This window comes from Candidatus Deferrimicrobiaceae bacterium (assembly GCA_036504035.1).
Taxonomy (GTDB): domain Bacteria; phylum Desulfobacterota; class Deferrimicrobia; order Deferrimicrobiales; family Deferrimicrobiaceae; genus JANXPS01.
Genome location: DASXVV010000011.1, coordinates 15,854 through 39,935, shown reverse-complemented (window position 1 = coordinate 39,935; position 24,082 = coordinate 15,854). Strand labels below are relative to the sequence as shown.

Here is a 24,082-nt window from a genome sequence, read left to right as displayed (position 1 = left end):
CCGCGGCATCAGGATAGGACATGGTATTGCGTCCACAAGAGGAACCCGGCCGGGCTCCGGTCGAAGATCGGCTCGAGCGACGAGGAGATTCGACGGCCCCACTCGCCTCCGAATTCGGCGAGAAGCGGGATGTAGAGGCCGCAGCGGCCCGACTCGACCGGTTGGAAACCGGATTGCGCCGCCTCGGCGAGCAGCTGCCGCCGGGTCAGCAGGTTGATGTGTTCGTTGTCGATGATGGCTTCGGGGTATATCCGGCAGGCGATGGCACGAAAGAGGCGACTGGTGGCCAGCCGCATGATGAGCTCGACCGAGCTGTGGCTCTGGGGAGTCGAGAGGATCAGCTTGCCGGATGGGGCCAGCACCCTGCGGATTTCGCCGAACGCATCGAGGCTGCGGCCGGGCGGCAGATGCTCGAACACCTCGGAGCAGAAGACCAGGTCGAACGACCCGTCTGCGAACGGGAGGCGGAGCAGGTCTCCCTGCATGAAGAACGGATGGGGGGGCGGGGACTGCTTGTCCTCGAATGAGGAAAACCGGACGAATTCGGCGTCGATGTCGAGGCGCACGCAGAAGCGCGGGACAATCCGAAGCGTCTCGCGGTAAAGATTGCCTCCGATGCCGACTTCGAGGCACCGCTTGCCGGCCGCGTAGCGGTTGAGCAGGCCGGTCAGCCTCGCGTTGCGCTCGTGGTGAAGGTGGCGGCGAGTCGGGTTCCGGGAGTCGAATACGGACCGGTAAAGGTGAACCCGGTCGGCCCGGGCCGGATCGAAGGGGCCGACCCGGGGCTCCTGTTCCCGATGCAAAGCTACTTGATGACCTTTTCGATTTCTTTCTTGAGCTGCTCGCCCGTCACGGAGCCGACCACGCTGAAGGAAATGGTGCCGTCCTTGCCGACCAGGAAGAGCGCAGGCGTGCCGGCGACGCCGTAAGGGTCTGCCACCGCGAACGCGTCGCCGACCAGCTCGTCGAAGACGATCCGGAAGGTCAGCTTTTCGGCCGCGTAGAACTTGTCGACCGCTTTCTTCATGTCGCGTCCGTCGAGATTGACGCCGACGACCGAAAGGCCCTTGGGAGAGAACTGACGGGTCATCTCGTTGATCATCGGGATCTCTTCACGGCACGGGCCGCAGAAAAACGACCAGAAGAAGAGCAGCGTGGGGCCCTTGTCGAGCGAGTCTTTCAGCCGAAACTCCTTGTCGGTCAGGTCGGTCACGGCGAAATCGGGGGCCTTGGCGCCGGCTTTCAAAGTTTCGATCCCCTTGACGGTGGGGATCTTGGTGAAAGTGGCGGGCTTGTCGGCGGCCTTGGCCGTGCCGGATAGCAGGGCGAGCGTAATCGAAGCTGCGATGACTAAGGTGGAAAGGTTCCGAAACATGGATGGCTGCCTCGCTATTTCTTGATTTGTTTCAGGGCGTCGGCGACGACGGTGCGGATGTGCTTCTCGTCGCCCGCCTTGTAGCCTACATGATAAAACTTGATCCGGCCGTCGGCCCCGATGACCAGCGTGGTGGGAAGCACCATCGCGTTGAAGGAGGTGGCGACCTTGCGGTCCTTGTCGATGAGGACGGGGAAGTTGATCTTGGTCGGCATGCCCTGCATGAACTTGACGACGCGCTGGGTGCCGAAGGAGTCGAGGTTGACGCCGATCATCACCAGCCCCTTGTCCTTGAACTCGTTGTAGATCTCGACCAGGCGGGGAATCTCTTCGACGCACGAGGCGCAGTAGATGGACCAGAAGTCGAGGACGACGACTTTCTTGCCCTTGAGCTGGGCGAAGCTCAGGGGGTGGCCGTCGATGGTCGTGCCCGCGAAGGCGGGCGCTTCGTCGCCTTCTTTCATGCCGCCCCCGCCTCCGCCAAAGAAGGCCGTCGCCGGCTGGACAGTGAAAAGGATCGCCAGCACGGCGGTCAAGCAAAGGAGAAGGGCTCTACGGGTCATTTCCGGACATCCTCCTGAGAATAATTTGTAGACTTATATCACAGCAACCCGGTCATGTGTTACAGGAAACATCCGCACACGGGGTTGGACGTGGCGCTTGACGAAATATTCGACGACGATGTAACATATCGGCAGTTTGCGTGTAATCTTTAGCGTGGTACCCCGCGAGGGTGCCGAAAAACACACTTCTCAGTGGAGGAAACAAAGATGAAGAAGATCCGCTTCGCGGCCCCGAAAGTCGTCGGTTCGTCCACCGTCCATCCCTGCTGACAGCAACAGGAAAGCAACATCGAAACAGGTACGCCATAGCCCCTTCAAGGAGATGAGGATGGGACTCCAGACACAAATCTGGAAGTACGCGTTTGCCTCGGCCATGGTTGTCGCCGGGTTTGCCACGATCTCGATGGCAGAGCCGTTTGTCGACATCACGTCCGACTCGGGCATGGCCCTAAACGGGCGCAACAAGGGTGTCGCAATCGCCGACGTCGACGGAGACGGCCTCCAGGACATCTTCATTTCCAATAAAGGGGGCCCGAGCCACCTTTACCTTAACCTGGGCAATGGCAAGTTCAAGGACGTCACCGAAGAGGCCGGCTTGTCCGAAACGGGCTATGCCATGGGGTCTTCCTTCGGCGACGTCAACAACGACGGCAAGCCCGAGCTCTACGTCGCCAAGGGCGGCCGCTACGAGATCGAGTCCAACCGGCTCTATTTCAACGCCAGCACCCCCGGGCACGTGAAGTTCATCGACATCACCGAAACGTCGGGAACCGGCATCAAGGCGTTCACCTACGGTTCCACGATGTTCGATTATGATCACGACGGTCGCCTCGACATCTACTGTTCCAACTACGGCGTGGGCCAGCACAACGTGCTGTTCCGCAACGAGACCAACGGCCCACGGCCCGAAGACGTCAAGTTCGTCGACGTCACCGACAAGGCCGGCGTGGGCACCGGCACCTGGTCCTGGAGCGCCGTGGCGTTCGATTACGACGGCGACGGGTGGGACGATCTCTACGTCTCCACCGGCCGGTACCCCGGCGTGGGCCGCAACCTGCTCTACCACAACAACCACGACGGCACCTTCACCGACGTGGCCGAGACCGCGGGCGTCACCAACGGCGCCTGGACGCTGGGCACGGGCGTGGGCGACATCAACAACAGCGGCCGGCTCTCCATGTATATCTCGAACTACGTCGGCGGCAACAAGATGATGCTCAACCTGGGCAACGGCAAGTTCAAGGACATCACGAAAGAGTCCGGCACCGCCCACAACGGGTGGGGCAAGGGCACCGGCTTCGCCGACACCGACCATAGCGGCTACCTCAGCATGTACGAGGGCGACTGCAAGTTCTCGAACCAGCTCTATCACAACAACGGAAACCTGACCTTCACCGATATCGTCGACAAGTTCCCGTCCATGAAGCTCGAGACCATCCGCACCAAGGGCGTGGCGTTCTTCGACGTCGACGGCGACGGCGACCAGGACCTGGTCGTGATGAACTGGGAAGTCGGCCCCCGCCTCTACCGCAACGACCAGAACGACGGCAACTGGATCAAGGTCAAGGCCGTCGGCACGACCTGGGCCGATCCGTCCGACCGGCCCAAGTCCAGCCACGATGCGGTGGGCGCGACCGTCAAGCTGTTCGACGCCTCCGGCAAGTTGCTCGGCTTCCGCCAGGTGATGACCTCCAACGGATTCTGCAGTTGCCCGCCGCTCGAAGTTCACTTCGGCGCCCCCGCGGGTGGCAGCTACACGGTCGAGGTCACGTTCCCCAGCGGGATCAAGGTCACGAAAAATGTCACGGCCGGCGCGGCCTACGAAGTTCGGGAAACCGAATAGCGCCAAGGCCTTCAAGACGCGGTTCCTGCGAAAGATCCTAGCCCCGCTGCCGGTTCACGTGCGGCGGGGCTTTTCATTTTCTGGCGGAGGGTGAATGAAGTCGACGCGGTCAAGGGTGCGGTGGATCGGCATCGGGTTCTTCTGCCTCCTCTTCGCGGCGTGCGGTACGGCCGGCGGCGAGCGTCGCGTCCTCCACACAGCGATGCCGGGGACCCCCCTCTCTCCCGAGGCCGAACGGGCGGTCGAAGAGGCAAAGGCGGGCGATCCGGGCAAGATCCGGGCATTGTTGGGATATTTCGCGACCGAAGACAACGAGCGGCTGATCCGCGTCATGACGGCGATGGGGCCCAAGCTCGAATCCCCGATGATGGCGGCGCTCGATGACCCGGATCCGGCCAAGGTCGAGCTGGCCGCGGGGCTGTTGGGCGAGATCCGGGCCAAAGAAGCGGTTCCCCGGCTGACGGAGATGCTCAAGTCCGACCGGTCGCGGCGGTATATCGCGGCGTGGGCATTGGGCGAGATCCGCGATCCGGGCTCCATTCCCGTGCTGGTGGGGGCGCTTTCCGATCGCACCGAGAGCGTGGTCAAGGCCTCCACGCGCGCGCTCATCAACATCGGCAAGAAGTCGACGCCGGCCATCGTTTCGGCGCTCCCCGGATCGTCGGGCCGGGCCCGGAAGGCGATGCTTCGTGCGCTCGAGGACATCGAGGACACGGGGGCCGAAGACGCGCTGCTTGCCGTCCTCGACACCGAAAAAGATCCTGTGATCCAGGCGGCGGCGGCGCGGGCGCTGTCCAAATGCGGCACCGTCAAGTGCTATGCGCCGCTCGAGCGTTGGTTGCTCGAGGGCGAGACTGGCGTGCGCGTCGAGTGCGCCTGGTCGCTGGGCATCCTCATCGCGAAGCCCTCCGAGGGCGCCTTGCGCAAGACGCTCGAAGACGCCGACCCCAACGTGCGCGAGTGGTCGGCGCGGGCGCTCGAGAACATCACCGGCGAGCGGGTGCTGTACCGCGACGCCAAGGGGAAGAAAGTGCTCCCCTACAATCTTTACAGGTAGCCGGCCGTGCTTAACGACCTTCCGATCATCAAAGACCTTTTCCTGGCCCAGGCCCGGACGCTCTGGCCTTATTATCTCGGCGGCGTCGTCTTCGCAGCCCTCATAAAAACCTTCAAATGGGACCGGCGAATCAGGGCCTCGCTCATCCGGTACGACCGGGCCGCCATCTTCGTGGCCGTCGGCGCCGGGCTCGTTTCCCCACTGTGCTCCTGCGGCATCATGCCCGTCGTGATCGCGCTGTCGGCGGCGGGCGTCCCAATTGCACCGGTGCTGGCGCTCCTCATCACCTCGCCCCTCATGGCGCCCGATGCTTTCATCCTGACCGTCGGGCAGCTCGGCTGGGTGTGGGCGTTGTGGAAACTCGCGATCGCGGCCATGGTCGGCCTTTCCGCAGGATTCACGGCGCGGTGGCTGTCATCCCGCGGCGTCCTTTCAAGTACCAGCTTCATGGTCGAGAAAATGTATGCCCGCGACGGCAAGGTCCGCCCCGGCTTCGAAGACATCGTGAACGCCGGTTGCTTCAAGAGCGCCGACGGCCACGAGGGGCATGTGCACGACCGGGGGAACCGGTTCGTCTTCTTCCTCGAACGGTTCCGCGACATGGCGTTCGAGGTGGGCAAGTTCCTGCTCGCCGCGCTGGTCATCCAGGCGCTGATCACCTTTTACCTGCCGCTGAATCTGGTCGAACCCGTTCTTGGGCGCCGGTCGGCGCTGTCGATCCTGTTCGCGACGCTCCTGTCCGTGCCCTTGCCGGTTCACCAGATGGCCGCACCGGCCATCATCAAGGGGTTGCTGGCCACCGGCATGAGCCCGGGGGCGGGGATGGCCATGCTGGTCGGCGGCCCCGTCACCAGCATCCCGGCGCTGGCGACGCTGGCGGGCGTCTACGAGCGGCGGGCATTCGTTCTCTACCTGGCCGTCGGCATGACGGCGGCGTTGGCCAGCGGCTACCTGTTCCAGGCGTTCTACGGTTGATCCATAAGGAGGTTCCCCGGATGAAGGTTCGCTCGACGCTGTTCACCGCCGCCATGGTCCTGATGGCCGCGTTCATGATCGAGGGGTGCGCGACCCCCAAGGTCGCCGGCAGGCCCGGCTTAACCGGCACCATCTTCGCCCCCGCCGACAATGCGTATCTCTATGTCTACAAGAAGGGCGTCACGCCCCATGGCCCGGCCGAGGTGATCACTCCGCTCTCGACGCTGGCGGACGGCGCCTTCTCGGTCGAGCTGCCGCCCGGCGAGTACACGGTCGTCGCCCGCCGCCGCGCCACCAACGAGAACGGCGGGCCGCTGGTCGCCGGCGACCGCCGCAGCGAGCCGGTCGACATCAAGGTCGGCACCGACGGCAAGATCGTCCTCAACCTCGTGATGAACGTCAAGGAAGATGCCGAGTACAAGTCCTCCTTCATCCCCCCGAAGGAATGGACCACCGCGGTAGCCGGAACGGTCCGCGACTCCGAGGGCAACCCGGTGCAGGGGACCCGGGTCCATGCATACACTTACGTGCAGATGTCCGAGCGTCCCAAGTACGTGAGCGAGCGGACCGGCCCCGACGGGAAGTTCGTCATCTTCCTGCCGAAAGGCGGCACCTATTACCTGGCCGCGCGCGACCGCTTCGGCGGCCCGCCCCGCATCGGCGATCTCTACGGGCGCTACGACGAGGGCTCGATCAATCCGACCGGCGTCGTCCTCAAGGACGGCGAGCGCAAGGAAGGCATCGACATCATGGTGTTCCGGGTCTGGTAGACGTCGCTTGCGCAAGGGCCTCAGCACCGGGATCCTGATCGTCCTGGCGCTCTCTCTCGCCGGTTGCGCCGGCCGATCCACGCTTCGCGCCGCGCACGGCGACCTGCCGGTCGAGGTCGCGGTCCGGGTCGCCTGGCAAGAGGCGCCGATCGCCGGCGCCCGTGTCGAATGGCGTGCCGGCATCTCGCCCGACGATCCCGGCGCCGTCCGGTCGGCATCGACCGGGCCCGACGGCATCGCCCGTTCCGCGATCCCGCCCGGCCGGTATTTTTTGATGGCCCACTGGCGCAAGGACGGCAACTACGCCAGGCCCGTCCAGCCGGGCGACCGCTTCTCCTTCTTCGGCGGCAACCCCGTCTACCTTTCCGCGGGGCCTCCCCGCGAGATCTTCCTCGGCCTGGTCGAGGCCGTCGGGCCGCCCCCTGCCGCGGCAGGAGAGGAGACGACGGCAGCCGGCGTGTCGGGCGTGGTGCTGGCCGACGGCGCCCCGCTGGCCGATGCGCATGTTTTCGCCTACCTCCGGACCGACACCGCCTTCCGCGACATGGGCTTCGCCGCTTCGGCGCCGACCGGGGTCGACGGCGCCTTCTTCCTCGACCTTCCGCCGGGGCGTTATTACCTGGTCGCGCGCAAGCGCGCCTCCGGCGGAATCGCCGGGCCGCTGCGCAAGGGTGACGCGTTCGGCTATTACCCGGGGAACCCGGTCGACGTCGTCCCGGGCGACCCGCTTCGGGTCACGCTCCCTGCGACGACGCTCCGGCTGAGGAACACGCCCACCTATTCCGCGTCCGCCGCCGCCCCGTCCTTCATCGAGGGGCGCATCCTCGGTTTGGACGGCAGGCCCCGGCGCGGGATCTATGCGGCGCTCTACGACAACCCCGACCTGCTCAACCGGCCGATCTTCATCTCCGAGGTCACGGGTGACGACGGCCGTTACCGGCTGCCGGTGCCGATCCCCGGGAACTATTACCTCGGCGCCCGCAGCGGCTACGGCGGCTCCCCGGTGCCGGGCGACTTCTACGGCCGGTACGAGGGGAATGCCGCGCATTCGGTCAAGATCCGCGGCGGCGACCGGCTTACCGGTTTCGATGTCGAGGTCTCCGAGGTCCGGTGAGGCCCCGACGCAACGGCCCGGGAAGTGGTATCTTGTTAGAAACGCACCTAGTCCCTGAGCCGGGTAGGTTCTCTTCCTTGACGCATCGTCTTCCCTCACTCATTGCGATCCTTTTCTTGGCGGCCTGTACGCTCAAGGCGTCGTCCCCGGCCTCCTGCACGGTGAAGGAACTCTGGAGATTCGGGACCGGCGGCTTCGTCGACTCGGCACCGGCCTTGGCCGGCGATCTCGTCTACGCCGGGTCGTGGGACCATTCCCTCTACGCGCTGGACACGGAAACGGGACGCATGCGATGGTCCTTCGATGCGGGAGATTTCATCGATTCGGCGCCGCTGGCTGCGCGCGGGATGGTCTACGCCTGCGCCTGGAACCGGCGCTTGTTCTGCCTTGACGGCCTTTCCGGCCGACTTTCCTGGTCCTTCGAGATGCCCCCCTCGGCGTTCGACGACCATCGCCAATCCAGCCCCGTCCTTGCCGGGAATAACGTGCTGGTCGGCGGGTTCGACGGGATCGTGTACGCGCTCGACAGCGCTTCGGGCCGGAAGGCGTGGGAACTGCCGACGGGCGGCCCGATCCGATGCCGGCCCGATCCCGCGGGCTTCGCGGGCTCCGGCGACGGATTCCTCTACGCGTTCGATCCCGCCACGGGCGCGATGCGCTGGCGGTTCGGCGCGGGCGATGCGGTCAACAGCGGGCCGGTCGCGTACGGCGGTCGCGTCTATTTCGGTTGCCGGAACGGAAAGATCTTCTGCGTCGACGCCGGGAGCGGGCGCGTCGCCTGGATCCGGGACACCGGGAGCCGGATCGAATATTCCGCGCCGCTCCTCGTCGAAGGGTTGCTGTTCATCGGCGACTGCGACGGGATGCTTCACGCCCTGCGCCCGGCCGACGGGTCGTCCGCATGGACCTTCCGGGCCGCCGGGCCGATCTATTCGTCGCCGGTGCTCGCGGGCGGGTCGGTCGTGTTCGGGGACAACGGGGGCGGCGTGTATTTTCTCGACCCCGCGACCGGACGCGAGCGCGCGCGGTTCGCGGCCGGGGGCGCCGTTCAGGCGGTAGCGCCGGGGCCGTCCGGGTCTGTCTTGTGCGGGTCGCGCGACGGGCATGTCTATATGCTCACACGCTCGGGAGGCGATCGATGAGGCATTGGTTGGCATGGGGAGCGGCCTTTTTGGCGATGGCGGTTGCGATGTTGGCGGCCGCCGCCGATGATCGGCCAGTCCGAAAGATATCCGGCCCGATCGACAACGATGCCGTATGGGAAGGTCGCGTGCTCGTAGAGCAAACCGTGGCCGTCAGGGCGGGCGTCCGGCTGACCATCCGCCCGGGCGCCGAGATCCTTTTCGTCAAGGGGACCGGGCTCGAAGTGTCGGGGATCCTGTCGGCCGTCGGCACTTCCGACCGGCCGATCCGCTTCGGATCCGCCGAACCGGCCCCCGCGCGGGGCGACTGGAAAGGCCTGTTGCTCGCGGGGCCCGGCGACAACAGCGTGCTGCACCGGGCGGTCGTGACCGATGCAGAGACGGTCCAGGTCCACGGCGGTGCTCCCGAAATATCGGAGTGCACGATCCGGAGGATGATCACCGGCGTCTTCATCGGGAAGGACATGTCGGGGAACATCTCGAAGAACACGATCACCGACATGTCGACGCACGGGATCGATTGCCAGATAGGCTCCACCCCTTCGATCGTCGGCAACACCATCCGGAAGTGCGACAAGTCCGGCATCATCGCGCAACGGAACTCGGCCCCCGTCATTTCGGGCAATGCCATCGGCGAATGCAACAGCGGCATCAGTTTCGGGTCTCCCGCACCCGCGCCCGAGGGGAACCGGATCGACAACTGCACCGTCGGGATCGCGCTGAACAACGTGGGAAACGGGATGGCGGTCCGGGGTAATCATTTGTTCCGCAATGCGACCGGCTTGTGGATCGAGAATTTTTCCTCGCCCAAGATCGAGGGCAACGTGTTCGACAATAACGGGGCCGGCATCTTCTGCTTCAGGTCGTCCAGCCCCGACATCGTCCAGAACCGCCTTGTCGGCAACCAGAACGGGATCGCGTGCTCCCAGATGTCCGCGCCGAGGATCGCCTCGAACGACTTCTCCCGGAACGAGACCGGCGTCTACCTGACGCTGTCGTCCTATGCCCGCATCAATGGCAACAACTTCGACAAAAATGACATCCAGGTCAAGCTGGACAACATGTCGCACGACTGGGAAGTGCGGGTCGGCCGGAAACCGGGAAGGGGAGCGTTTGCCCGCTCCAGGACCCAGGCCGGGCAAGGGAAGGGAATGGTTGCGGGAACGAAGGCCACGCAGGAGGAGAACGACGTCCCGGTGGGGGAGGGGACCATCGAAGCGACCGGCAACTGGTGGGGGGAGAAAGACACCGCCGAGATGGCGGCCAAGGGGCCTGCGGCAAACATCGGTTCGCTGGTCGACGGCTACGATGTGCCGACCCGGACCTACGAGGGGTATCCCGGAGAATATCTCCAGGATCGGATAAACTATAAAGATTGGAAAACGTCCCGGATTCCAGGCACGGGCGTCCCGGATGCACAAAGAGAGGATCGGGCGAAATGAAGCATTTTACTGGCTGGGCGCTGGCGCTCTTGTTGTTGGCATTACCGCTATGCGCCGGGGCGGCGGGCGGCGGGACGGTCAAGGGCAAGGTCAATGCGCAGGGGAAGGCGCTCGCGGGCGCGGTCGTCTCCTTCTATTCGGGATACGAGGGCGGCTTCCACGGAAAGCCCGCTTTCGAGTCGAAGCCCACCGGGGACGACGGCCTGTTCGAAGTCAACCTGCCCAAGGGGCGCTACTACGTCCTCGCCCGAAAGCTGGTCAACGGGACGGCGGCGGCCGTCAAGCCCGGCGACCACTTCGCCTATTACGGCGGAAACCCGGTCGTCGTGGGCGATGGCGAGTCGATCGCCATCGGCATCAACTGCAGCGAGGTCATCGACGTCGGCGCGCGGAAGCAGGCGGGCGGCACGGGCATCCGGGGCAAGGTGCTGGCCGACGGCAAGCCGCTCGACCGCGCGCGCGTGACGCTCTACCAGGATGGCGAGACCATCTTCCGTGGCATCGGCTACGCCTCGGGGCTGACCAACGGCAAAGGCGAGTTCTCGTTCAATCTCGAGCCGGGCAGCTACTACGTCGTGGCGCGCAAGCGGGCGGGCGACGACAAGATGGGGCCGCTCGGGGGCGGCGATTTCTTCGGCTACGCGCACGACAACCCGGTCGGCGTCGACAAGGACGGCTATACCGTGATCTCGATCAGCGCCGTCAACAAGCTCGTCAAGGTCAAGGAGGGCGGCGAGGGCGTCACGCTGGGCGGCACCGTCAAGGCGGGCGAGACGATGATCTCGGGCGTCGTGCGCGACAAGGACGGCAAGCCGGTCAAGGGCGTCTACGCGGCGGCCTACCGCGACGCGATGATGACCCAGAAGCCCGATTTCATTTCCCCTCGCACAGGTGCCGACGGCGCTTACGCGATCCAGCTCTCGGGCGGCGGCGAGTATTTCGTCGGGGCGCGCAACACCATCGGCGGGCCGGCCGAAAAAGGCGACCTTCTCGGGAAGTACGACGGCAACGAAGATCACGCGGTCCGGCTGAAGGAAGGCGACAAGGTGAAGTCGATCGACATCGTCGTGGAGGTGGTCGAATGATGCGCGCGGGATGGATCGCGGCGGGGCTTGCCCTCCTCCTTTGCTGCGCGGCATTGCCGGCGGCGGCGGAGACCGGCGCAGCCCATGAGAAAGAGGCGAAGCAGGCTGAAGCGCTCGCCGCGAAGATCGCGGGGGAGACGCCCCCGGGCACCGGCTTCGAGGGGCGCGTCGTCCGCGACGGCGAGATCGTCCAGGATGCGCGCGTCTACGCCTACAAATCGTTCGACGACCTGGTCGCCTGCAAGCCGGCCGCCGTGTCGGGGCCGACGGCCGACGACGGCTCCTGGAAGATCGACCTCCCGCGCGGGAAATACTACCTTGCGGTCAAGAAGCGGAAGGCGGGCAAGGAAGACGGCCCGCTGTCGCCCGGCGACTTCTTCGCCTTCCAGGGGTCGAACCCGATCACGGTCGCGCCCGGGAAGTACACCCACGTCGGCTTTTCAGTCGTCGCCCTCGACGAGGGCGTCACTTACGAAAAAGGGGCCGATTCGGGCACGGGCACGCTCAAGGGCGTCGTCTCGCTGGGCGGCAAGCCGGCCGAGGGCGTCAGCGTCATCCTCTACCTCGACGGCAAGAACGATTTCCGCGGCGTCGGCTACTCGTCCACGCCCCCGACCCGCAAGGACGGCCAGTTCCGCATCGACATGCTTCCCGAGGCCGACTATTTCGTGATCGCGCGCAAGCGCGCCACCGGCAAATCCGCGGGGCCGCTGACCGACGGCGACGCGTTCGGCTACTACATCGTCAATCCGGTCCACGTGAAGGCGGGGCAGTCGGCGACCATCAAGCTGGGCGTCATCGCCAAGGCGGGCGAGATCGGCAAGGAAGACAGCCTTTTCCGCGACACGGGCACCTATATCTCGGGGCACATCCTCGACAAGGACGGCAAGCCGGTCAAGGGCGTCTACGCCTTCGCCTATACCGAGCGGGCGATGGCGCACCAGCGGCCCGACCACATCTCGAAGCCGGTCGACGCCGAGGGGCGGTTCGTGATCTACCTGCCGCAGGGCGGCACCTACTACATCGGCGCCCGGTCCGACTACGGCGACACGCCGGGCTACGGCGAATGGTACGGCCGCTACGAGGGCACCGGCGACCACTCGGTCAAGGTCGAGACCGGCAAGGTGCGCGACAAGGTCGACATGGCGGTCGAGCAGATCCTCAAGTGAGAATTCCGGGGGGCACGATGGGCATCCTTCGAAGCGTCATCCTGGCCTCGCTGGCGCTGTGCGCCGTCGTGGTGGCCGTCCAGCCGGCGGGGGCTGCGGACTGGTTGCGGTACGAGAAGGGCTACATCACGAAAGACACGACCTGGAGCGGGACCGTGACCATCGTGGGGCAGACCGTGGTGCGCCGCGGCGTCACGCTCACCATCCTCCCGGGCACCGTAGTGAAGTTCGAGTGGATCGACGAGGACGGCGACGAGATCGGCGACGGCGAGCTGACCGTCGAAGGGAAGCTGATCGCGCGCGGCACGAAGGACAACGTCATCACCTTCACGTCGGCCCGGCCGAACCCCAAGATGAAAGACTGGACGTTCGTGCAGATCTCGGTCAACAAGGAGGCGCTTGTCGAGCACTGCGTGTTCGAATACGCATTCTCGGGACTGCAGGTCCACTACTCCGACGCGGTGATCCGCAACTGCCTCTTCCGCTACAACTTCGAAGGCGTCCGGTTCTCGACCACCGACGTCCGCATCGAGAACAACGACTTCGTCGAGAACTACTACGCCATCCGGAGCGAGGCGCACGGCTCGCGCGCGATCGTGACCAAAAACCGTTTTCGGGGCAACGATTTCGCCTTTTTCCCGGTCCAGAAGAACGGGGAAACGGTCAAGACGTTCGGGAACGACATCGCCGAGAGCATCCACTACAACATCAAGTTCGGCATGAACCAGAAGCAGGACATGGACTTCGCGAACAACTGGTGGGGAACCGCCGATCCGGCCGAGATCGCCGAGACGATCTGGGACGGCGACCGGGAGGCGGGGCTCGGCCGGGTGACCTGGCGCCCGTTCCTCGACAAGGCGCCGGAGGGATGCGGCATCCAGCCGTGACGGAATCAGGACGGAAGGGGTACGGGATGGCGATCGACAGGCGAACGTTTCTGAAAGGAGTCGCGGCGGGCTCGCTGGCCGCGGGATTCGGGATGATCGACGGCGCCGGGCGCGGGATCGGGCTCGGGCGCGAGGCGGGGGCGGCGTCCGGGGCGACGACCTCGCTCGCGGTGGCCAAGGGGGCACCGCCCGAGACGCTGGTGCGCAACGCGGTCCGGGCGCTGGGCGGCATGCAGCGGTTTGTCCGCAAGGGCGACGTCGTCCTGCTCAAGCCCAACATCGGATGGGACCGCACCGTCGAGCAGGCGGCCAACACCAACCCCGAGGTCGTGAAGGCCGTCGCGCGCATGTGCATCGAGGCGGGCGCGAAAAGGGTCCGGGTGATGGATCGGCCGTGCAACGACCCGCGCCGCTGCTACAAGAACAGCGGCATCAAGGACGCGATCGAGTCGATCGGCGATCCCGCGGTCACCATCGAGCACATGGATGCGCGCAAGTTCGTCGACCGCGCGTTCCGCGGCAGCAAGACATTGCCGGGCTGGAGCTTCTACAAAGATGTCCTCGAGGCCGACCGGCTCATCAACATCCCGATCGCCAAGCACCACAACGCGGCGCGCCTGACGATGAGCCTCAAGAACGTCATGGGCGTTCTCGGCGGCAACCGCGGCAACATCCACCACGACCTCGACCAGAACATCGTCGAGCTCAATACGGTCGTCAAGTTCGACCTGATCGTCCTCGACGCGGTGCGCATCCTGACCGCCAACGGCCCGCAGGGCGGCCGCCTGCAGGATGTCCGTAAGATCGACACGGTCGTGGCGGGCACCGATCCGGTCGCCGTCGACGCCTACGGCGCGACGCTGTTCGGGATCGCGGGACGCGACGTCCCGCACGTGCTCTATGCCGCCCAGAAGGGGCTCGGGGAAATCGATCTCGCCAAGGTGAGGATATTAAAGGCCTGAAGGGTTTGCTCGCGGCCTCGGCCTGCGCTTCGCTGTTGGCCTCGGCCGCCGCATCCGACATGCCGGCGGCCTGGCTCTCCGACGCGACCGCGTCCTCGGGCATCCCGTCGATCAAGTACGGCGAGGGCGCCTGTTTCACGTTCAACGGGGAAAACGGACGCGCCGACCTGTTCCTCCCCGTCGTCAAGGGACGCAACCGGATGCTGCGCAACCGGGGGGATGGTCGTTTCGCGGAAATCGCCGGCGATGCGGGGGCCTTCGGCACGGGCGGCATCGGAGCGCTCTTCGCCGACCTCGACGGGGACGGGCGGGACGAGCTGTTCGTCGTCCGCGGGGCTTACCCGTACGGGACCAACCTGCTCTATGCGGCCGACGCCGACGGGAAGTGGCGCGAAGTCTCCGCCGAAGCCGGGCTCGCCGCGCGCCGCAACGGCATCTCGACCGCGATGGCCGATGTCGACGGCGACGGGCGGCTGGATATTTTCGTCGCCAACTGGGGGCGCAACACGCTCTATCTCAACCGCTCCGAGCCGGAGCGGTTGCGTTTCGTCGACGCCACCGATGCCGCAGGGCTCGGCGAGGAAGGGCGAAGCTGGTCGGCGACCTTCTCCGACCTCGATGGCGACGGGCACCCCGACCTGGTCGTCGCGCGCGGCGGCGACGGCAAGAGCGACGGGCTGAAGTATTACCGCAACCGGGGCGCCGGCACGTTCGAAGACTGCACCGCGGCGGCGGGGCTCGGAGGCTTGCGCTGGTCGATGTCGGTCGTCGCGGCCGACCTCGACGGCGACGGCAGCTTCGATCTGTTCGTCGGAGGGTACGACGGTCCCGACCGGTTGTTCCGGAACGACGGGCACGGACGCTTCACCGACGTGACGGCGTCCTCCGGGATCCGGTCGGGCCACAGCGTCGGGGGGGCCGCGGGCGACCTCGATGGCGACCTGCTCCCCGAGATCGCGAGCGCCGGCTTTTCCGGGCCCGTCCGGCTGTTCCGCAACCTGGGCGGGATGCGGTTCGAGGAGCTGGGCGCGCGGGCGGGCGTCGGAAGCCGGAAGCGGAACGAGGGAATCGTGTTCGCCGACGTCGACGGCGACGGCGCCCTCGATCTTTACGCGAGCAACTACGACGGCCACAACCGGCTTTACCGAAACACGGCGGGGCGTGTTCCCGCGCTCGCGGTCCGGCCGTCGGTGCCGGGGCGGACCGCGGTAGGCTCGGTCGCGCGACTTTATGAGGCCGGGAGGCTCGGCGATCCCCGCGCGCTGCTCTCGACGATGGAATTGCAGGCCGGGAGCGGATACTGCGCGCAACCGCCCGCCGAATGGCTGTTCCGGCTGCCGGGCGGCCGCCCGTGCGACCTGCGCGTCACCTTCCCCGGCGGCGCGGTCGCCGAGAGAAGAAACGTCGGGCCGGGGCGGGTGACCATCCGTCCCGGGAAGGAGAGATGAAGATGTCGATGCGCACGCTGCGGCGTGTTTCCCAATGGGCCGTGTTCCTCGTGTTCGGCTTCCTGTTCCTCAACACCGAATACAAGGACAACGACGTCCTCCGCTACGCGGTCAACGTGTTCCTCCGGCTCGATCCGCTCGTGGCCGGCGCGGCCGTGGCCGCGGGCCGCGCCCTGATCGGGCTCGTGTGGCCCGCGCTGGTCACGGTCGCCCTGACGCTGCTCCTGGGCCGCTTTTTCTGCGGGTGGTTCTGCCCGATGGGGGCGGTCCTCGACGCGGCATCCGCGACGCTGTTCCGTCGGCGTCGGCGGAAGCCCTCGACGGTCCCTTCCTCCTGGCGCCGCTGGAAGTACCTGCTGCTCGTCGCGCTGGCGGCGTCCTCGCTCTTTACGCTGCAGTGGGTGTTCCTGTTCGACCCGATCAGCCTGCTGATCCGCACCCTGACGTTTTCCGTCTACCCCGCGCTCAATGCCGCGCTCAACGCGCTCTTCGGCGCCGCCTACAAGGTCGGACCGCCCGTCACCTGGGTGACCGAACCTGCCTACGGCTTCCTCAAGGGGCACTTCCTCGCCTTCGAGCAGCCGGTCTACCGGAGCGCGATCGTCGTCGGCGGGCTGTTCGTCGGCATCCTCGCCGCCGAGCGCTATCAGCGCCGCTTCTGGTGCCGGAACCTGTGCCCGCTCGGCGCGCTGCTGGCGCTCCTGGGCCGCTTCGGCCTGTTCCGGCGGCGCGTCGAGGCCGCCGGCTGCATCAAATGCGGCCTGTGCGACGGCGACTGCCGCACCGGCGCCATCCGCGACCATCTCGCGACCGATCATGGCGAGTGCATCGAGTGCATGGACTGCCAGGTCGTCTGCCCCGAAAAGGTCATCTTCTTCACGGGCAAGGAAGGGCGTCAGGGCGACCCGGTCGACCTGTCGCGCCGGGGCGTGATGCTGGCGGCGGCGGCCGGCGCCGTTTCGGTCCCCTTCTTCGGGTCGCAGGCGCATGGGAAGGCTCCGTCCCAGTGGCTGATCCGCCCGCCGGGTGCGCTGGCCGAACCCGAATTCCTCGCCCGCTGCACCCGTTGCGGTGAGTGCATGCGCGTCTGCATCGCCAACGGCCTGCAGCCGGCCTGGCTCGAGGCGGGGATCGAGGGACTGTGGAGCCCGGTGCTCGTCCCGCGCATCGGCTACTGCGAGTTCAACTGCTCGCTCTGCGGCCAGGTCTGCCCGACGGGTGCGATCCGCCGGATGCCGGTCGCCGAGAAGCGCAAGGTCAAGCTCGGGCTGGCCGAGGTCGACCGGAGCCATTGCCTGCCTTGGAAGGGCGAATCCGACTGCATCGTCTGCGAGGAACATTGCCCCACCGGGAAGAAGGCCATCGTGCTCCAGGAAGAGAAGGTCGTCACGATGGGGGGCGAGGTCAAGACGTTCAAGCGGCCCTACATCGACGAGCGCGAATGCATCGGGTGCGGCATCTGCGAGACCAAGTGCCCCCTGCCCGACCGGGCGGCCATCGTGGTCACCTCCCGCGGTGAGACGCGCGCCGGGGTGTCCTACACCGCCACCCGAGGGGACGCCGGGGGATACCCGTGATTCGCCGGGCCGTCGCCTGCCTGCTCCTGACGCTCGCTGCCGCGGCCGTAGCCCTCGCGGCGACGCCCGACGCCCCGTTCACCGGGGTCCGCGGCAAGGCGGCGCTCGACAACGAGGGCGTCGCCGGCGTGGTCGTCCTCGCTTACCGCGACTACGACCGGGGCGCCGCGCAGGAGCCCGAGGCGCAAAGCCGGGCGACGGGGGCCGACGGGATGTTTTCCCTCGCGCTGCCGCCCGGCAACTGGTTCCTCGTCGGGCAGCGCGCCCCGGGCGCGCCCGCCGCGCCGAAGCCGGGCGACCTGTTCTGCTTCTTCGGCGGCAACCCCGTACGCGTCGAGACGGGGAGGGCGGCGCTGGTCGGGCTCAACCTGTCTCGGCTCGACGCCGATCCCGCCCCCGACGCGCAGGCGGGCCTCTCCGGCTTGGTGTACGACGAGAAGGGGAAGCCGCTGGCCGGCGCCACGGTCTACCTCTACAAGAGCGCCGCCGACGGTTTCAAGGGGATGCCCGGGACGTTCGTCCGCACGAAGGAGGACGGCGCGTTCCGCGTGCGCGTGAAGAAGGGCACCTTCTTCGTGATCGCCCGCAAGCGGAAGTCGGGGGAGCTGTTCGGTCCCACGGCGCCGGGCGACTACTTCGGATTCTACCCGGGCAATCCGGTGACGCTCGTCGAAGGCGTGCCGCGAGGCCTGCGGATCGACGCGATGCCGCGGCTGTCGCAGCAGGAGCGGATGGGCGAGGCTAAGGAGCCCGTGCACGAGATCTCGATCCGGGCCCGCATGGTCGACGGGGAGGGGCATCCGGTTCCGGGTGTCCGCCTGCTGGCCTACAAGGACGCCTCGATGAGCGGATACCCCGCGTACGTCTCCGGGAAGTCGGGCGCCGACGGGCGGGTCGACCTGCTCGTCGCCGATCCGGGCCGCTATCACCTGCTGGCGCGCGAGCGGCTCGGGGGGCCGGCCGACGGCGAGTGGTACGGCCGGTACGGCGGCACGCCCGATCATTCGGCCGAAGCAATGGCCGACGCGCCCGCGGAGCCGCTGGTCGTCGTGGTGGAGAAACGGTGATGGGAGGGCGGAACGTGTCGCGAGTCCGTGCGGGCGTCCTGGCTGCGCTGCTCCTTGCCTGCGGCCTGGCGGGGGTGGCGTTTCCGCACGCGAATGCCCGCTTCTACCGGGGCGACATCAAGGCCTCCGGGTCGTGGGAAGGGATCATCCGGCTGACGGGCACGGTCGTCATCGCCGAAGGGGTGACGGTCTCTATCGAGCCGGGCACCGAGGTGCTGGTCCAGCCCAAGGTCGGGGCCGACATCGTGGTGCGCGGGCGTCTGCTGGTGCGCGGCGTTCCTTCGAAGCCGGTGCGCTTCGACACGGCGGGGGGCTGCGCGGCGGGCCCCTGGGGCGGCATCGTTTTCGAGCGCGGCTCGGTGGGCATCCTCGAGAACGCGGTCGTCCACTGCGCGGCCAAGGGGATCTCGGGCGACCAGGCCGGGGTGACGCGGCGCGGCGTGACCGTCCAGGGGGGAAAATAGCGGCCATGCGCATCCTGTCCCCCGTCGATCGCGCCGACGAACTGCCCCTTTTGGCTGATGCCGGCGCCGAGGAATTCTACGCGGGCATCGTCCCGCCGTTCTGGGCCGAGGCGTTCGGGCCGCTCGTCTCGTGCAACCGCCGGACCTTCGACGCGGCCAACCTGCCCTCCCTGAAGGAGCTCGACGCGCTGGTCTACGCCGCCAACCTGCGCGGCCTGCCCGTCTACGTCGTCCTGAATGCCACGCCGATCCCCGACGCCATGCTCCCCAGGCTCGTCGACTTCGTCGTCGAGCTCGCGGCGCGGGAAGTGCGCGGCGCGATCGTCTCCGACCTGGCGCTTCTGCTCGCACTGCGCGACCGGCGGTTCCGGCGGTTCGAGCTCCACGCGAGCACCCTGTTCTCCGCCTTCAACGGCGCCGCGGTCTCCTTCCTGGCCCGGCTGGGCGCGGCACGCGTCGTCCTGGCGCGCGAGCTCTCGGTGGCCGAGGCCTCCCGGGTGGCCGCCTCGTGCAAGACTCCGGTCGAGGTGATCGGGATGCGCGGGCGCTGCCCCAACATCGAGGGCTTCTGCGGCCACCTGCACGACGATCCGAACCGGACGTGGCCGTGCGAGCTGCATTACGAAAAGCAATGGGAGGGGATCGCCCCCGAGATGCCGCCGATGGTGCGCAAGGCGCTCGACCGAAACGAGGGCGCAGACCGCTACTATTCGTGCGGGCTGTGCGCGGTGCCGATGCTGGCGGCCGCGGGCATCCACGCGTTCAAGATCGTCGGGCGCGGGTCCGAGACCGCCCGGAAGGTCGCGGCGGTCGAAGCCGTGCGCCGGATGCGCGACGAGGGTGTGCCCGACGCGGGGAGCGCTTCGTCGTGCGCACGCCGGGGGAAGGCGCTCTACCGGGAGATATTCGGCCGGCCCTGCAGCCCCGCCAACTGCTATTTCCCCGAATTCCGTCCCGGCGAGGAGGATCGCCCGTGATCTCCGAGATCCGCTACGCGGACCCCGACGGCGTCCTGATCCCGCGCCTCCCGGCCGGCGTGGGAGCCGCGATCGGCAGCGACTACTGCATCCACCTTCTGCCGGGCCGAATAGCGCTCACGCAGGCGATCGAAGAGACGTCGGCGCGCGACATCCCGCTGCTGCTGCTGACGCCATACCTGCGCGACGCCGAGCTCAAGCGCGTCACCGCGTTGCTGCGATCGATCCCGGCCGGCGCCGACGTGACGCTCTCGGTCAACGACTGGGGCGCGCTCTACGCGTGGCGAACGCTGTTCCCCGAACTCCCGCTGACGCTCGGCCGGCTGTTGTCGGGCCAGAAAAGCTGCCCCCGCATCGGGGTGTCCGATCGGCTGACGGACGAAGAACGCGCGTGGCACGGCGAGGGGCTCCATTCGTCGCCCGTCGCGTCGCGATTCCTGACCGGGAAGATGGGAATCCGGGGCTTTCACGTCGATGCGCTTCCGTGGGGTATCCCGCGGGCAATGCCCATGGCGGACGGGGAAGGGGAGACGCCGCTGCTCTTCGTGCACGAGGGGTGGCCCATCGTGACCGTGTCCGACCGCTGCCCGTGGCTCGGCGGGGCCTCCTCCGCATCCGTGTCCGCCTGCCCGAGGCATTGCCGCGAAGGCCGGGTGCGGCTGCGCGAGCCGTCGATGGGGGATGATCTCATCGCGCGCGGGAAGGCGCGATTCGCCGAGCGGAAGGACGAGGCGCCGCAGGCCGATTCCGGCGTCCGGACCATCCGGGTCCGATACGACGGCTGCCCCTGAGATGTAGAATTCCGCCCGCCCCGGACGTATCATATAAAGATTGTCATCAGACGGAGACTCCCGTGCATAGACGGCTTGAAAACGTTTTCTACGAGGTGCGCGACCCGCGCCTGTCCTGGGCCGACATCGGCGGCCTCGCGGGGCCCAAGGAAAAGATGAAGGAAATGGTCTGCCTTCCGCTGACCCGCCGCGACGAGCTGGCCCGCATGGGCGTCGAGCTGCCCTCCGGCGTCATGGTCTGGGGGCCGCTGGGGCAGGGCATCACGATGCTGGCCGAGGCGGCGGCCACCGAGGCGGGCGTCACCTACGCCTACGTCTCGGGCCAGGAGATGCTGGGCAAGATCGACCGGATGGAGGAAGCGTTCGAGATCGCCGTCCGGGAAGCCCCGTGCGTCTTCTTCATCTCCGACATCGACTGGCTTTGCCCCCGGGCCGGCGCCGACTATTCCTGGTCCCCGGGCAACCTGCGCGCCAAGCCGCCCACCTTCGCCGACATGGCGTTCACCGAAAAGTTCCTCCGGCTGATCGACGGGCTGCTCGAGGTGCCCGCCGTCCGTCTCGTCGGTTCCTGCTACCGCATCGACGTGGTCGACCAGGCCGCCATCAAGGAGAAGAAGCGGTTCAACCGGAAGATTTTCGTCGCCCCGCCGTCCGCGCAGGATCGCGAGGAGGTTTTCCGCATCTACACGAAAAAGATGCCGATCGACCCCGCGGTCGATTTCGGCGAGGTCGCCCGGCTGGCCATCGGCTGCACCGGCTGGGATATCGAAAACATCTGCCGCAAGGCGGCGATCCTTGCGGTCGAAGGGGGAAACGTCCGGGTCGGCCAGCGCCACCTGATCGATGCGCTCGGGGGGATCACTCCGTGGCTCACCCCCGACATGGAGTCGGGCTACCATCGCATATTCGACGAAGACTGCCCGCACCACTATTCGTTCTGAACCGTGACTTCGGAGGAGACGTTGAAAAGACTTGCCTATTGGTTTTCGGCGGTTGCGCTGACCGTCGCCCTCGCGTGCGCGATCTCGGCCTCGGTCCCCGGCCGCGCGTCGGCCTGCGTCGGCCGCACCCTGTTCATCGGGCATTACGACAGCCCCGACCAGGTGATGGTCGCCAACCTGCTGGCCGTGTTCATCGACGAGCGCACCGGCACGACCGTCAAGCTGACCCGCTTCGCCACCCGCGACGAGGCGTTCGAGGCGATGCGCACCGACAAGATCAGCATCTACAGCGACTACTCCGGCGTCGTCCTCCGCAAGTGGGGCGGCGAGGCGCCGTCCCAGGACGAAGAGAAAAATTTCGCCCGCATCAAGGAGATCCTCAACCGCAAGTTCAATGTCGTCTGGCTCGAGCCGTTCGGATACGACCGCTACTTCACCGAGAAGGGTCGGGCGGGCGAAAAGCCGGGACCGGCCGGCCTGATGCTCTGCAAGGATGCGCTCTCCAAGTTTCCGGCGCTCCCCAAGCTTCTCGGGAAGCTGCGCGGCGTCCTCGACAACGAGACGATGGCGACGCTCGTGCGGGAAGCAGGCGCTTCCGACCCGAAGACGGTCGCCCGGAAGTTCCTCAAGTCTCGCAAGCTGATCTGACCCGGCGGCGGCAGCCCCGTTGCTCCGGTTCCTCTCGTCGACGCGGCTGACCATCGCCCTGTGCCTGGTTCTGGCGGCGCTTGGCGCGGTCGGGGCATTCCTTTACACCGGCGCCACCTCGTTCGCGAGCCAGGGCTCGATCAACCTTTATCGTTCCCCCCTGTTTCTCGCACCCGCGCTGCTCCTCGCACTCAACGTCGCCTGTTGCGCCTTCACCCGTCTGCGAACCGGTCAGTTCCGGGGCTTCCGGGCCGCCGTCTTCCTGGGGCTGCATGCCGGCCTGGTCATGCTGATGGCGGGCCTCGTCGTCGATGCCCGCTTCGCATTCGTCGGGACGCAGCTTTATCGGGTCGGGGAGCGCTCCGCGGCGTACTTCGACTGGCGCGACAATGTCGACAAATCCTTTCCATTCACGGTCGAGGCGCTCGGATACACCGAGAGATACCATCCCATGGACCTCCAGATCGGCATCCGGGATGCATCCGGAGGCAAGCACGGGCCGTTTCACGTCCGGGAAGGCGTTCCGTTCGACGTCCCGGGCACCGGCCTGACGGTCGTTCCGCGCCGCTTCGATATCTCGCGGAAGGCGCTGACGTTCGACGCCTCGCTCGGCGACCTCCGCGTAACGGGGATTCGGACCGGGTCGTCGGGAGCGTCGGCGCCCGGCGGATTCACGGTCGTTCCCGTCGCGTGGGCCGATCCCGAAATCGCCGAATACGTCGCTCGCGTCCGATTCGTGCGGCCGGGAATCGCTCCCGAGGTCGAAGAGATCCGGATCAACCACCCGGGCGCGTTCGGCGGCTTCACCTTCTGCCTGACCGTCGCCAGGCCCGACGAGACGGGCAGCCGGGTCATCGGGCTGCAGATGACGCGCGAGCCGGGCGCTCCATGGTTCTGGGCCGGGGCGCTCCTGTTCGGCGTTTCCCTATCGATCGACCTGTTTCGCAAGGCCAGGCGCGCCGCCCCACTCGGGGCGGCCGTGCTCCTCATTCCGGCCGTCCTGTCCTTCGCGTGTCCCGGCGACGCCGCGGCCTTCGGGCGCTCGATCTCCGCCGAAGAGAGCTGGGAAGGCACCGTAAAGATCACCGAGCCGGTCACGGTCGAGAAGGGGGCGACGTTGACGATCCGCCCCGGCACCGTGGTGCTGCTCTCGGGCGACGAGCACGGGGAGGCGGGTGTTCCCGACGGCGGCCTCAAGGTGTTCGGCAAGCTTCGCGTCGAGGGCGAGCGCGGAAGGCCCGTCCGCTTCGCCCGGTTAGACCCCGCTCGCCCCTGGAACGAGGTCTTCATGAAGGAGGCCGACGTCGTGATCCGATACGCGCTGTTCGAGGGGGCGCTCTGGGGGCTGCACATCCACGACGGCGACGTGACGATCGCGCGGACGACGCTCCGGGGCAACGGCGGCGGGGCGCGGCTCAAGGGCACCGGGGCCCGTTTCGACCGCTGCAGCATCGTCGGCAACGAGATCGGTCTTCGCTTTTGGGATGGCGGTCCGCGCATCACGGCCTCGGTCATCTCCGGGAACCGGACCGGGCTCTTCTACAGGGACGGCGCCGGGGGTGGTAAAATCAACGGGTGCCGGATCGAGAACCTGGAGGTCGACGCCAAGATCGGCGACTGGGCCAAGGGCGGTCTCGATCTGTCGGGTAACTACTGGGGCGGCCGCAAACCGAAGCTGCGCGACTTCCGCAACCCCGGAACCAAGGAAAAGATCCCCGTCTCCCCCGTCTTGAAGCGTCGTCCGGTCGCGGGCGCCGATTGAGGCGCGGCGCGCCGGACACGAAA

General features: G+C 67.0%; 23 protein-coding genes. 20 read left to right on the top strand and 3 right to left on the bottom strand.

Translation table 11 applies throughout. The features are described 5' to 3' along the window. Positions 1-8 precede the first annotated feature (8 nt). From VGK27_09250 to VGK27_09240, 3 genes are read right to left on the bottom strand one after another with little or no spacing between them, the layout of a single operon-like run. The gene (locus VGK27_09250) at positions 9-803 is read right to left on the bottom strand and encodes a class I SAM-dependent methyltransferase (protein ID HEY3490291.1); all 795 of its coding nucleotides are present in this window, start codon (positions 801-803) and stop codon (positions 9-11) included. A 2-nt stretch (positions 804-805) separates the two neighbouring features. Then, the gene (locus VGK27_09245) at positions 806-1,375 is read right to left on the bottom strand and encodes a TlpA disulfide reductase family protein (GenBank protein ID HEY3490290.1); all 570 of its coding nucleotides are present in this window, start codon (positions 1,373-1,375) and stop codon (positions 806-808) included. Between the two features lie 14 nt (positions 1,376-1,389). Beyond that, positions 1,390-1,938 (bottom strand): TlpA disulfide reductase family protein, encoded by a 549-nt coding sequence (locus VGK27_09240; protein ID HEY3490289.1) that lies wholly within the window; start codon positions 1,936-1,938, stop codon positions 1,390-1,392. Between the two features lie 328 nt (positions 1,939-2,266). Here VGK27_09240 and VGK27_09235 point away from each other — a divergent pair, with 328 nt between their 5' ends. From VGK27_09235 to VGK27_09140, 20 genes are all read left to right on the top strand, one after another. Beyond that, positions 2,267-3,781, top strand: a complete 1,515-nt coding sequence (locus tag VGK27_09235; GenBank protein HEY3490288.1) for a VCBS repeat-containing protein — start codon at positions 2,267-2,269, stop codon at positions 3,779-3,781. A 94-nt stretch (positions 3,782-3,875) separates the two neighbouring features. Next, positions 3,876-4,838 (top strand): HEAT repeat domain-containing protein, encoded by a 963-nt coding sequence (locus VGK27_09230; protein ID HEY3490287.1) that lies wholly within the window; start codon positions 3,876-3,878, stop codon positions 4,836-4,838. Positions 4,839-4,844: 6 nt separating this feature from the next. Continuing rightward, on the top strand, positions 4,845-5,813 hold the full coding sequence (locus VGK27_09225) for a permease (protein HEY3490286.1): 969 nt from the start codon (positions 4,845-4,847) through the stop codon (positions 5,811-5,813). Positions 5,814-5,833: 20 nt separating this feature from the next. After that, positions 5,834-6,583: a carboxypeptidase-like regulatory domain-containing protein gene (locus VGK27_09220; GenBank protein HEY3490285.1), complete on the top strand. Its 750-nt coding sequence runs from the start codon at positions 5,834-5,836 to the stop codon at positions 6,581-6,583. A gap of 7 nt (positions 6,584-6,590) precedes the next feature. Further along, complete coding sequence (locus tag VGK27_09215; GenBank protein HEY3490284.1) at positions 6,591-7,697, top strand: carboxypeptidase-like regulatory domain-containing protein; 1,107 nt, start codon at positions 6,591-6,593, stop codon at positions 7,695-7,697. Positions 7,698-7,813: 116 nt separating this feature from the next. Further along, the gene (locus VGK27_09210) at positions 7,814-8,839 is read left to right on the top strand and encodes a PQQ-binding-like beta-propeller repeat protein (protein HEY3490283.1); all 1,026 of its coding nucleotides are present in this window, start codon (positions 7,814-7,816) and stop codon (positions 8,837-8,839) included. After that, positions 8,836-10,281 carry a right-handed parallel beta-helix repeat-containing protein gene (locus tag VGK27_09205; protein HEY3490282.1) on the top strand — a complete coding sequence of 482 codons (1,446 nt, stop codon included), beginning with the start codon at positions 8,836-8,838 and terminating at the stop codon, positions 10,279-10,281. The genes VGK27_09210 and VGK27_09205 overlap by 4 nt, the downstream gene beginning before the upstream one ends. Beyond that, the gene (locus VGK27_09200) at positions 10,278-11,366 is read left to right on the top strand and encodes a hypothetical protein (protein HEY3490281.1); all 1,089 of its coding nucleotides are present in this window, start codon (positions 10,278-10,280) and stop codon (positions 11,364-11,366) included. Before VGK27_09205 ends, VGK27_09200 begins: the two co-directional genes overlap by 4 nt. Then, a complete protein-coding gene (locus tag VGK27_09195) occupies positions 11,363-12,535 on the top strand; it encodes a hypothetical protein (protein ID HEY3490280.1) in 1,173 nt (390 codons plus the stop codon). Before VGK27_09200 ends, VGK27_09195 begins: the two co-directional genes overlap by 4 nt. A 17-nt stretch (positions 12,536-12,552) precedes the next feature. After that, a complete protein-coding gene (locus VGK27_09190; GenBank protein ID HEY3490279.1) occupies positions 12,553-13,422 on the top strand; it encodes a right-handed parallel beta-helix repeat-containing protein in 870 nt (289 codons plus the stop codon). Beyond that, entirely contained in the window at positions 13,419-14,384 is a 966-nt protein-coding gene (locus VGK27_09185) for a DUF362 domain-containing protein (GenBank protein ID HEY3490278.1), read from the top strand. Before VGK27_09190 ends, VGK27_09185 begins: the two co-directional genes overlap by 4 nt. Before the next feature lie 5 nt (positions 14,385-14,389). Further along, the gene (locus tag VGK27_09180) at positions 14,390-15,832 is read left to right on the top strand and encodes a VCBS repeat-containing protein (protein HEY3490277.1); all 1,443 of its coding nucleotides are present in this window, start codon (positions 14,390-14,392) and stop codon (positions 15,830-15,832) included. Between the two features lie 2 nt (positions 15,833-15,834). Further along, positions 15,835-17,409, top strand: a complete 1,575-nt coding sequence (locus VGK27_09175) for a 4Fe-4S binding protein (GenBank protein HEY3490276.1) — start codon at positions 15,835-15,837, stop codon at positions 17,407-17,409. Continuing rightward, on the top strand, positions 17,406-18,476 hold the full coding sequence (locus VGK27_09170) for a hypothetical protein (protein HEY3490275.1): 1,071 nt from the start codon (positions 17,406-17,408) through the stop codon (positions 18,474-18,476). The genes VGK27_09175 and VGK27_09170 overlap by 4 nt, the downstream gene beginning before the upstream one ends. A 14-nt stretch (positions 18,477-18,490) precedes the next feature. Continuing rightward, complete coding sequence (locus VGK27_09165; protein HEY3490274.1) at positions 18,491-18,940, top strand: hypothetical protein; 450 nt, start codon at positions 18,491-18,493, stop codon at positions 18,938-18,940. Between the two features lie 5 nt (positions 18,941-18,945). Then, the gene (locus VGK27_09160) at positions 18,946-19,917 is read left to right on the top strand and encodes a U32 family peptidase (GenBank protein ID HEY3490273.1); all 972 of its coding nucleotides are present in this window, start codon (positions 18,946-18,948) and stop codon (positions 19,915-19,917) included. Next, the gene (locus VGK27_09155; GenBank protein HEY3490272.1) at positions 19,914-20,708 is read left to right on the top strand and encodes a hypothetical protein; all 795 of its coding nucleotides are present in this window, start codon (positions 19,914-19,916) and stop codon (positions 20,706-20,708) included. The genes VGK27_09160 and VGK27_09155 overlap by 4 nt, the downstream gene beginning before the upstream one ends. Before the next feature lie 62 nt (positions 20,709-20,770). Then, positions 20,771-21,649, top strand: a complete 879-nt coding sequence (locus tag VGK27_09150; protein ID HEY3490271.1) for an AAA family ATPase — start codon at positions 20,771-20,773, stop codon at positions 21,647-21,649. A 21-nt stretch (positions 21,650-21,670) separates the two neighbouring features. Continuing rightward, positions 21,671-22,297 (top strand): glycine betaine ABC transporter substrate-binding protein, encoded by a 627-nt coding sequence (locus VGK27_09145; GenBank protein ID HEY3490270.1) that lies wholly within the window; start codon positions 21,671-21,673, stop codon positions 22,295-22,297. A gap of 19 nt (positions 22,298-22,316) precedes the next feature. Continuing rightward, positions 22,317-24,059 (top strand): right-handed parallel beta-helix repeat-containing protein, encoded by a 1,743-nt coding sequence (locus VGK27_09140; protein ID HEY3490269.1) that lies wholly within the window; start codon positions 22,317-22,319, stop codon positions 24,057-24,059. Positions 24,060-24,082 lie beyond the last annotated feature (23 nt).

What these genes read in the sequence shown, in the direction of transcription:
- VGK27_09245 (HEY3490290.1), bottom strand. Translation starts at nt 1,375, where the DNA reads ATGTTTCGGAACCTTTCCACCTTAGTCATCGCAGCTTCGATTACGCTC.
- VGK27_09240 (HEY3490289.1), bottom strand. Translation starts at nt 1,938, where the DNA reads ATGACCCGTAGAGCCCTTCTCCTTTGCTTGACCGCCGTGCTGGCGATC.
- VGK27_09235 (HEY3490288.1), top strand. Translation starts at nt 2,267, where the DNA reads ATGGGACTCCAGACACAAATCTGGAAGTACGCGTTTGCCTCGGCCATG.
- VGK27_09230 (HEY3490287.1), top strand. Translation starts at nt 3,876, where the DNA reads ATGAAGTCGACGCGGTCAAGGGTGCGGTGGATCGGCATCGGGTTCTTC.
- VGK27_09220 (HEY3490285.1), top strand. Translation starts at nt 5,834, where the DNA reads ATGAAGGTTCGCTCGACGCTGTTCACCGCCGCCATGGTCCTGATGGCC.
- VGK27_09205 (HEY3490282.1), top strand. Translation starts at nt 8,836, where the DNA reads ATGAGGCATTGGTTGGCATGGGGAGCGGCCTTTTTGGCGATGGCGGTT.
- VGK27_09200 (HEY3490281.1), top strand. Translation starts at nt 10,278, where the DNA reads ATGAAGCATTTTACTGGCTGGGCGCTGGCGCTCTTGTTGTTGGCATTA.
- VGK27_09195 (HEY3490280.1), top strand. Translation starts at nt 11,363, where the DNA reads ATGATGCGCGCGGGATGGATCGCGGCGGGGCTTGCCCTCCTCCTTTGC.
- VGK27_09190 (HEY3490279.1), top strand. Translation starts at nt 12,553, where the DNA reads ATGGGCATCCTTCGAAGCGTCATCCTGGCCTCGCTGGCGCTGTGCGCC.
- VGK27_09175 (HEY3490276.1), top strand. Translation starts at nt 15,835, where the DNA reads ATGTCGATGCGCACGCTGCGGCGTGTTTCCCAATGGGCCGTGTTCCTC.
- VGK27_09160 (HEY3490273.1), top strand. Translation starts at nt 18,946, where the DNA reads ATGCGCATCCTGTCCCCCGTCGATCGCGCCGACGAACTGCCCCTTTTG.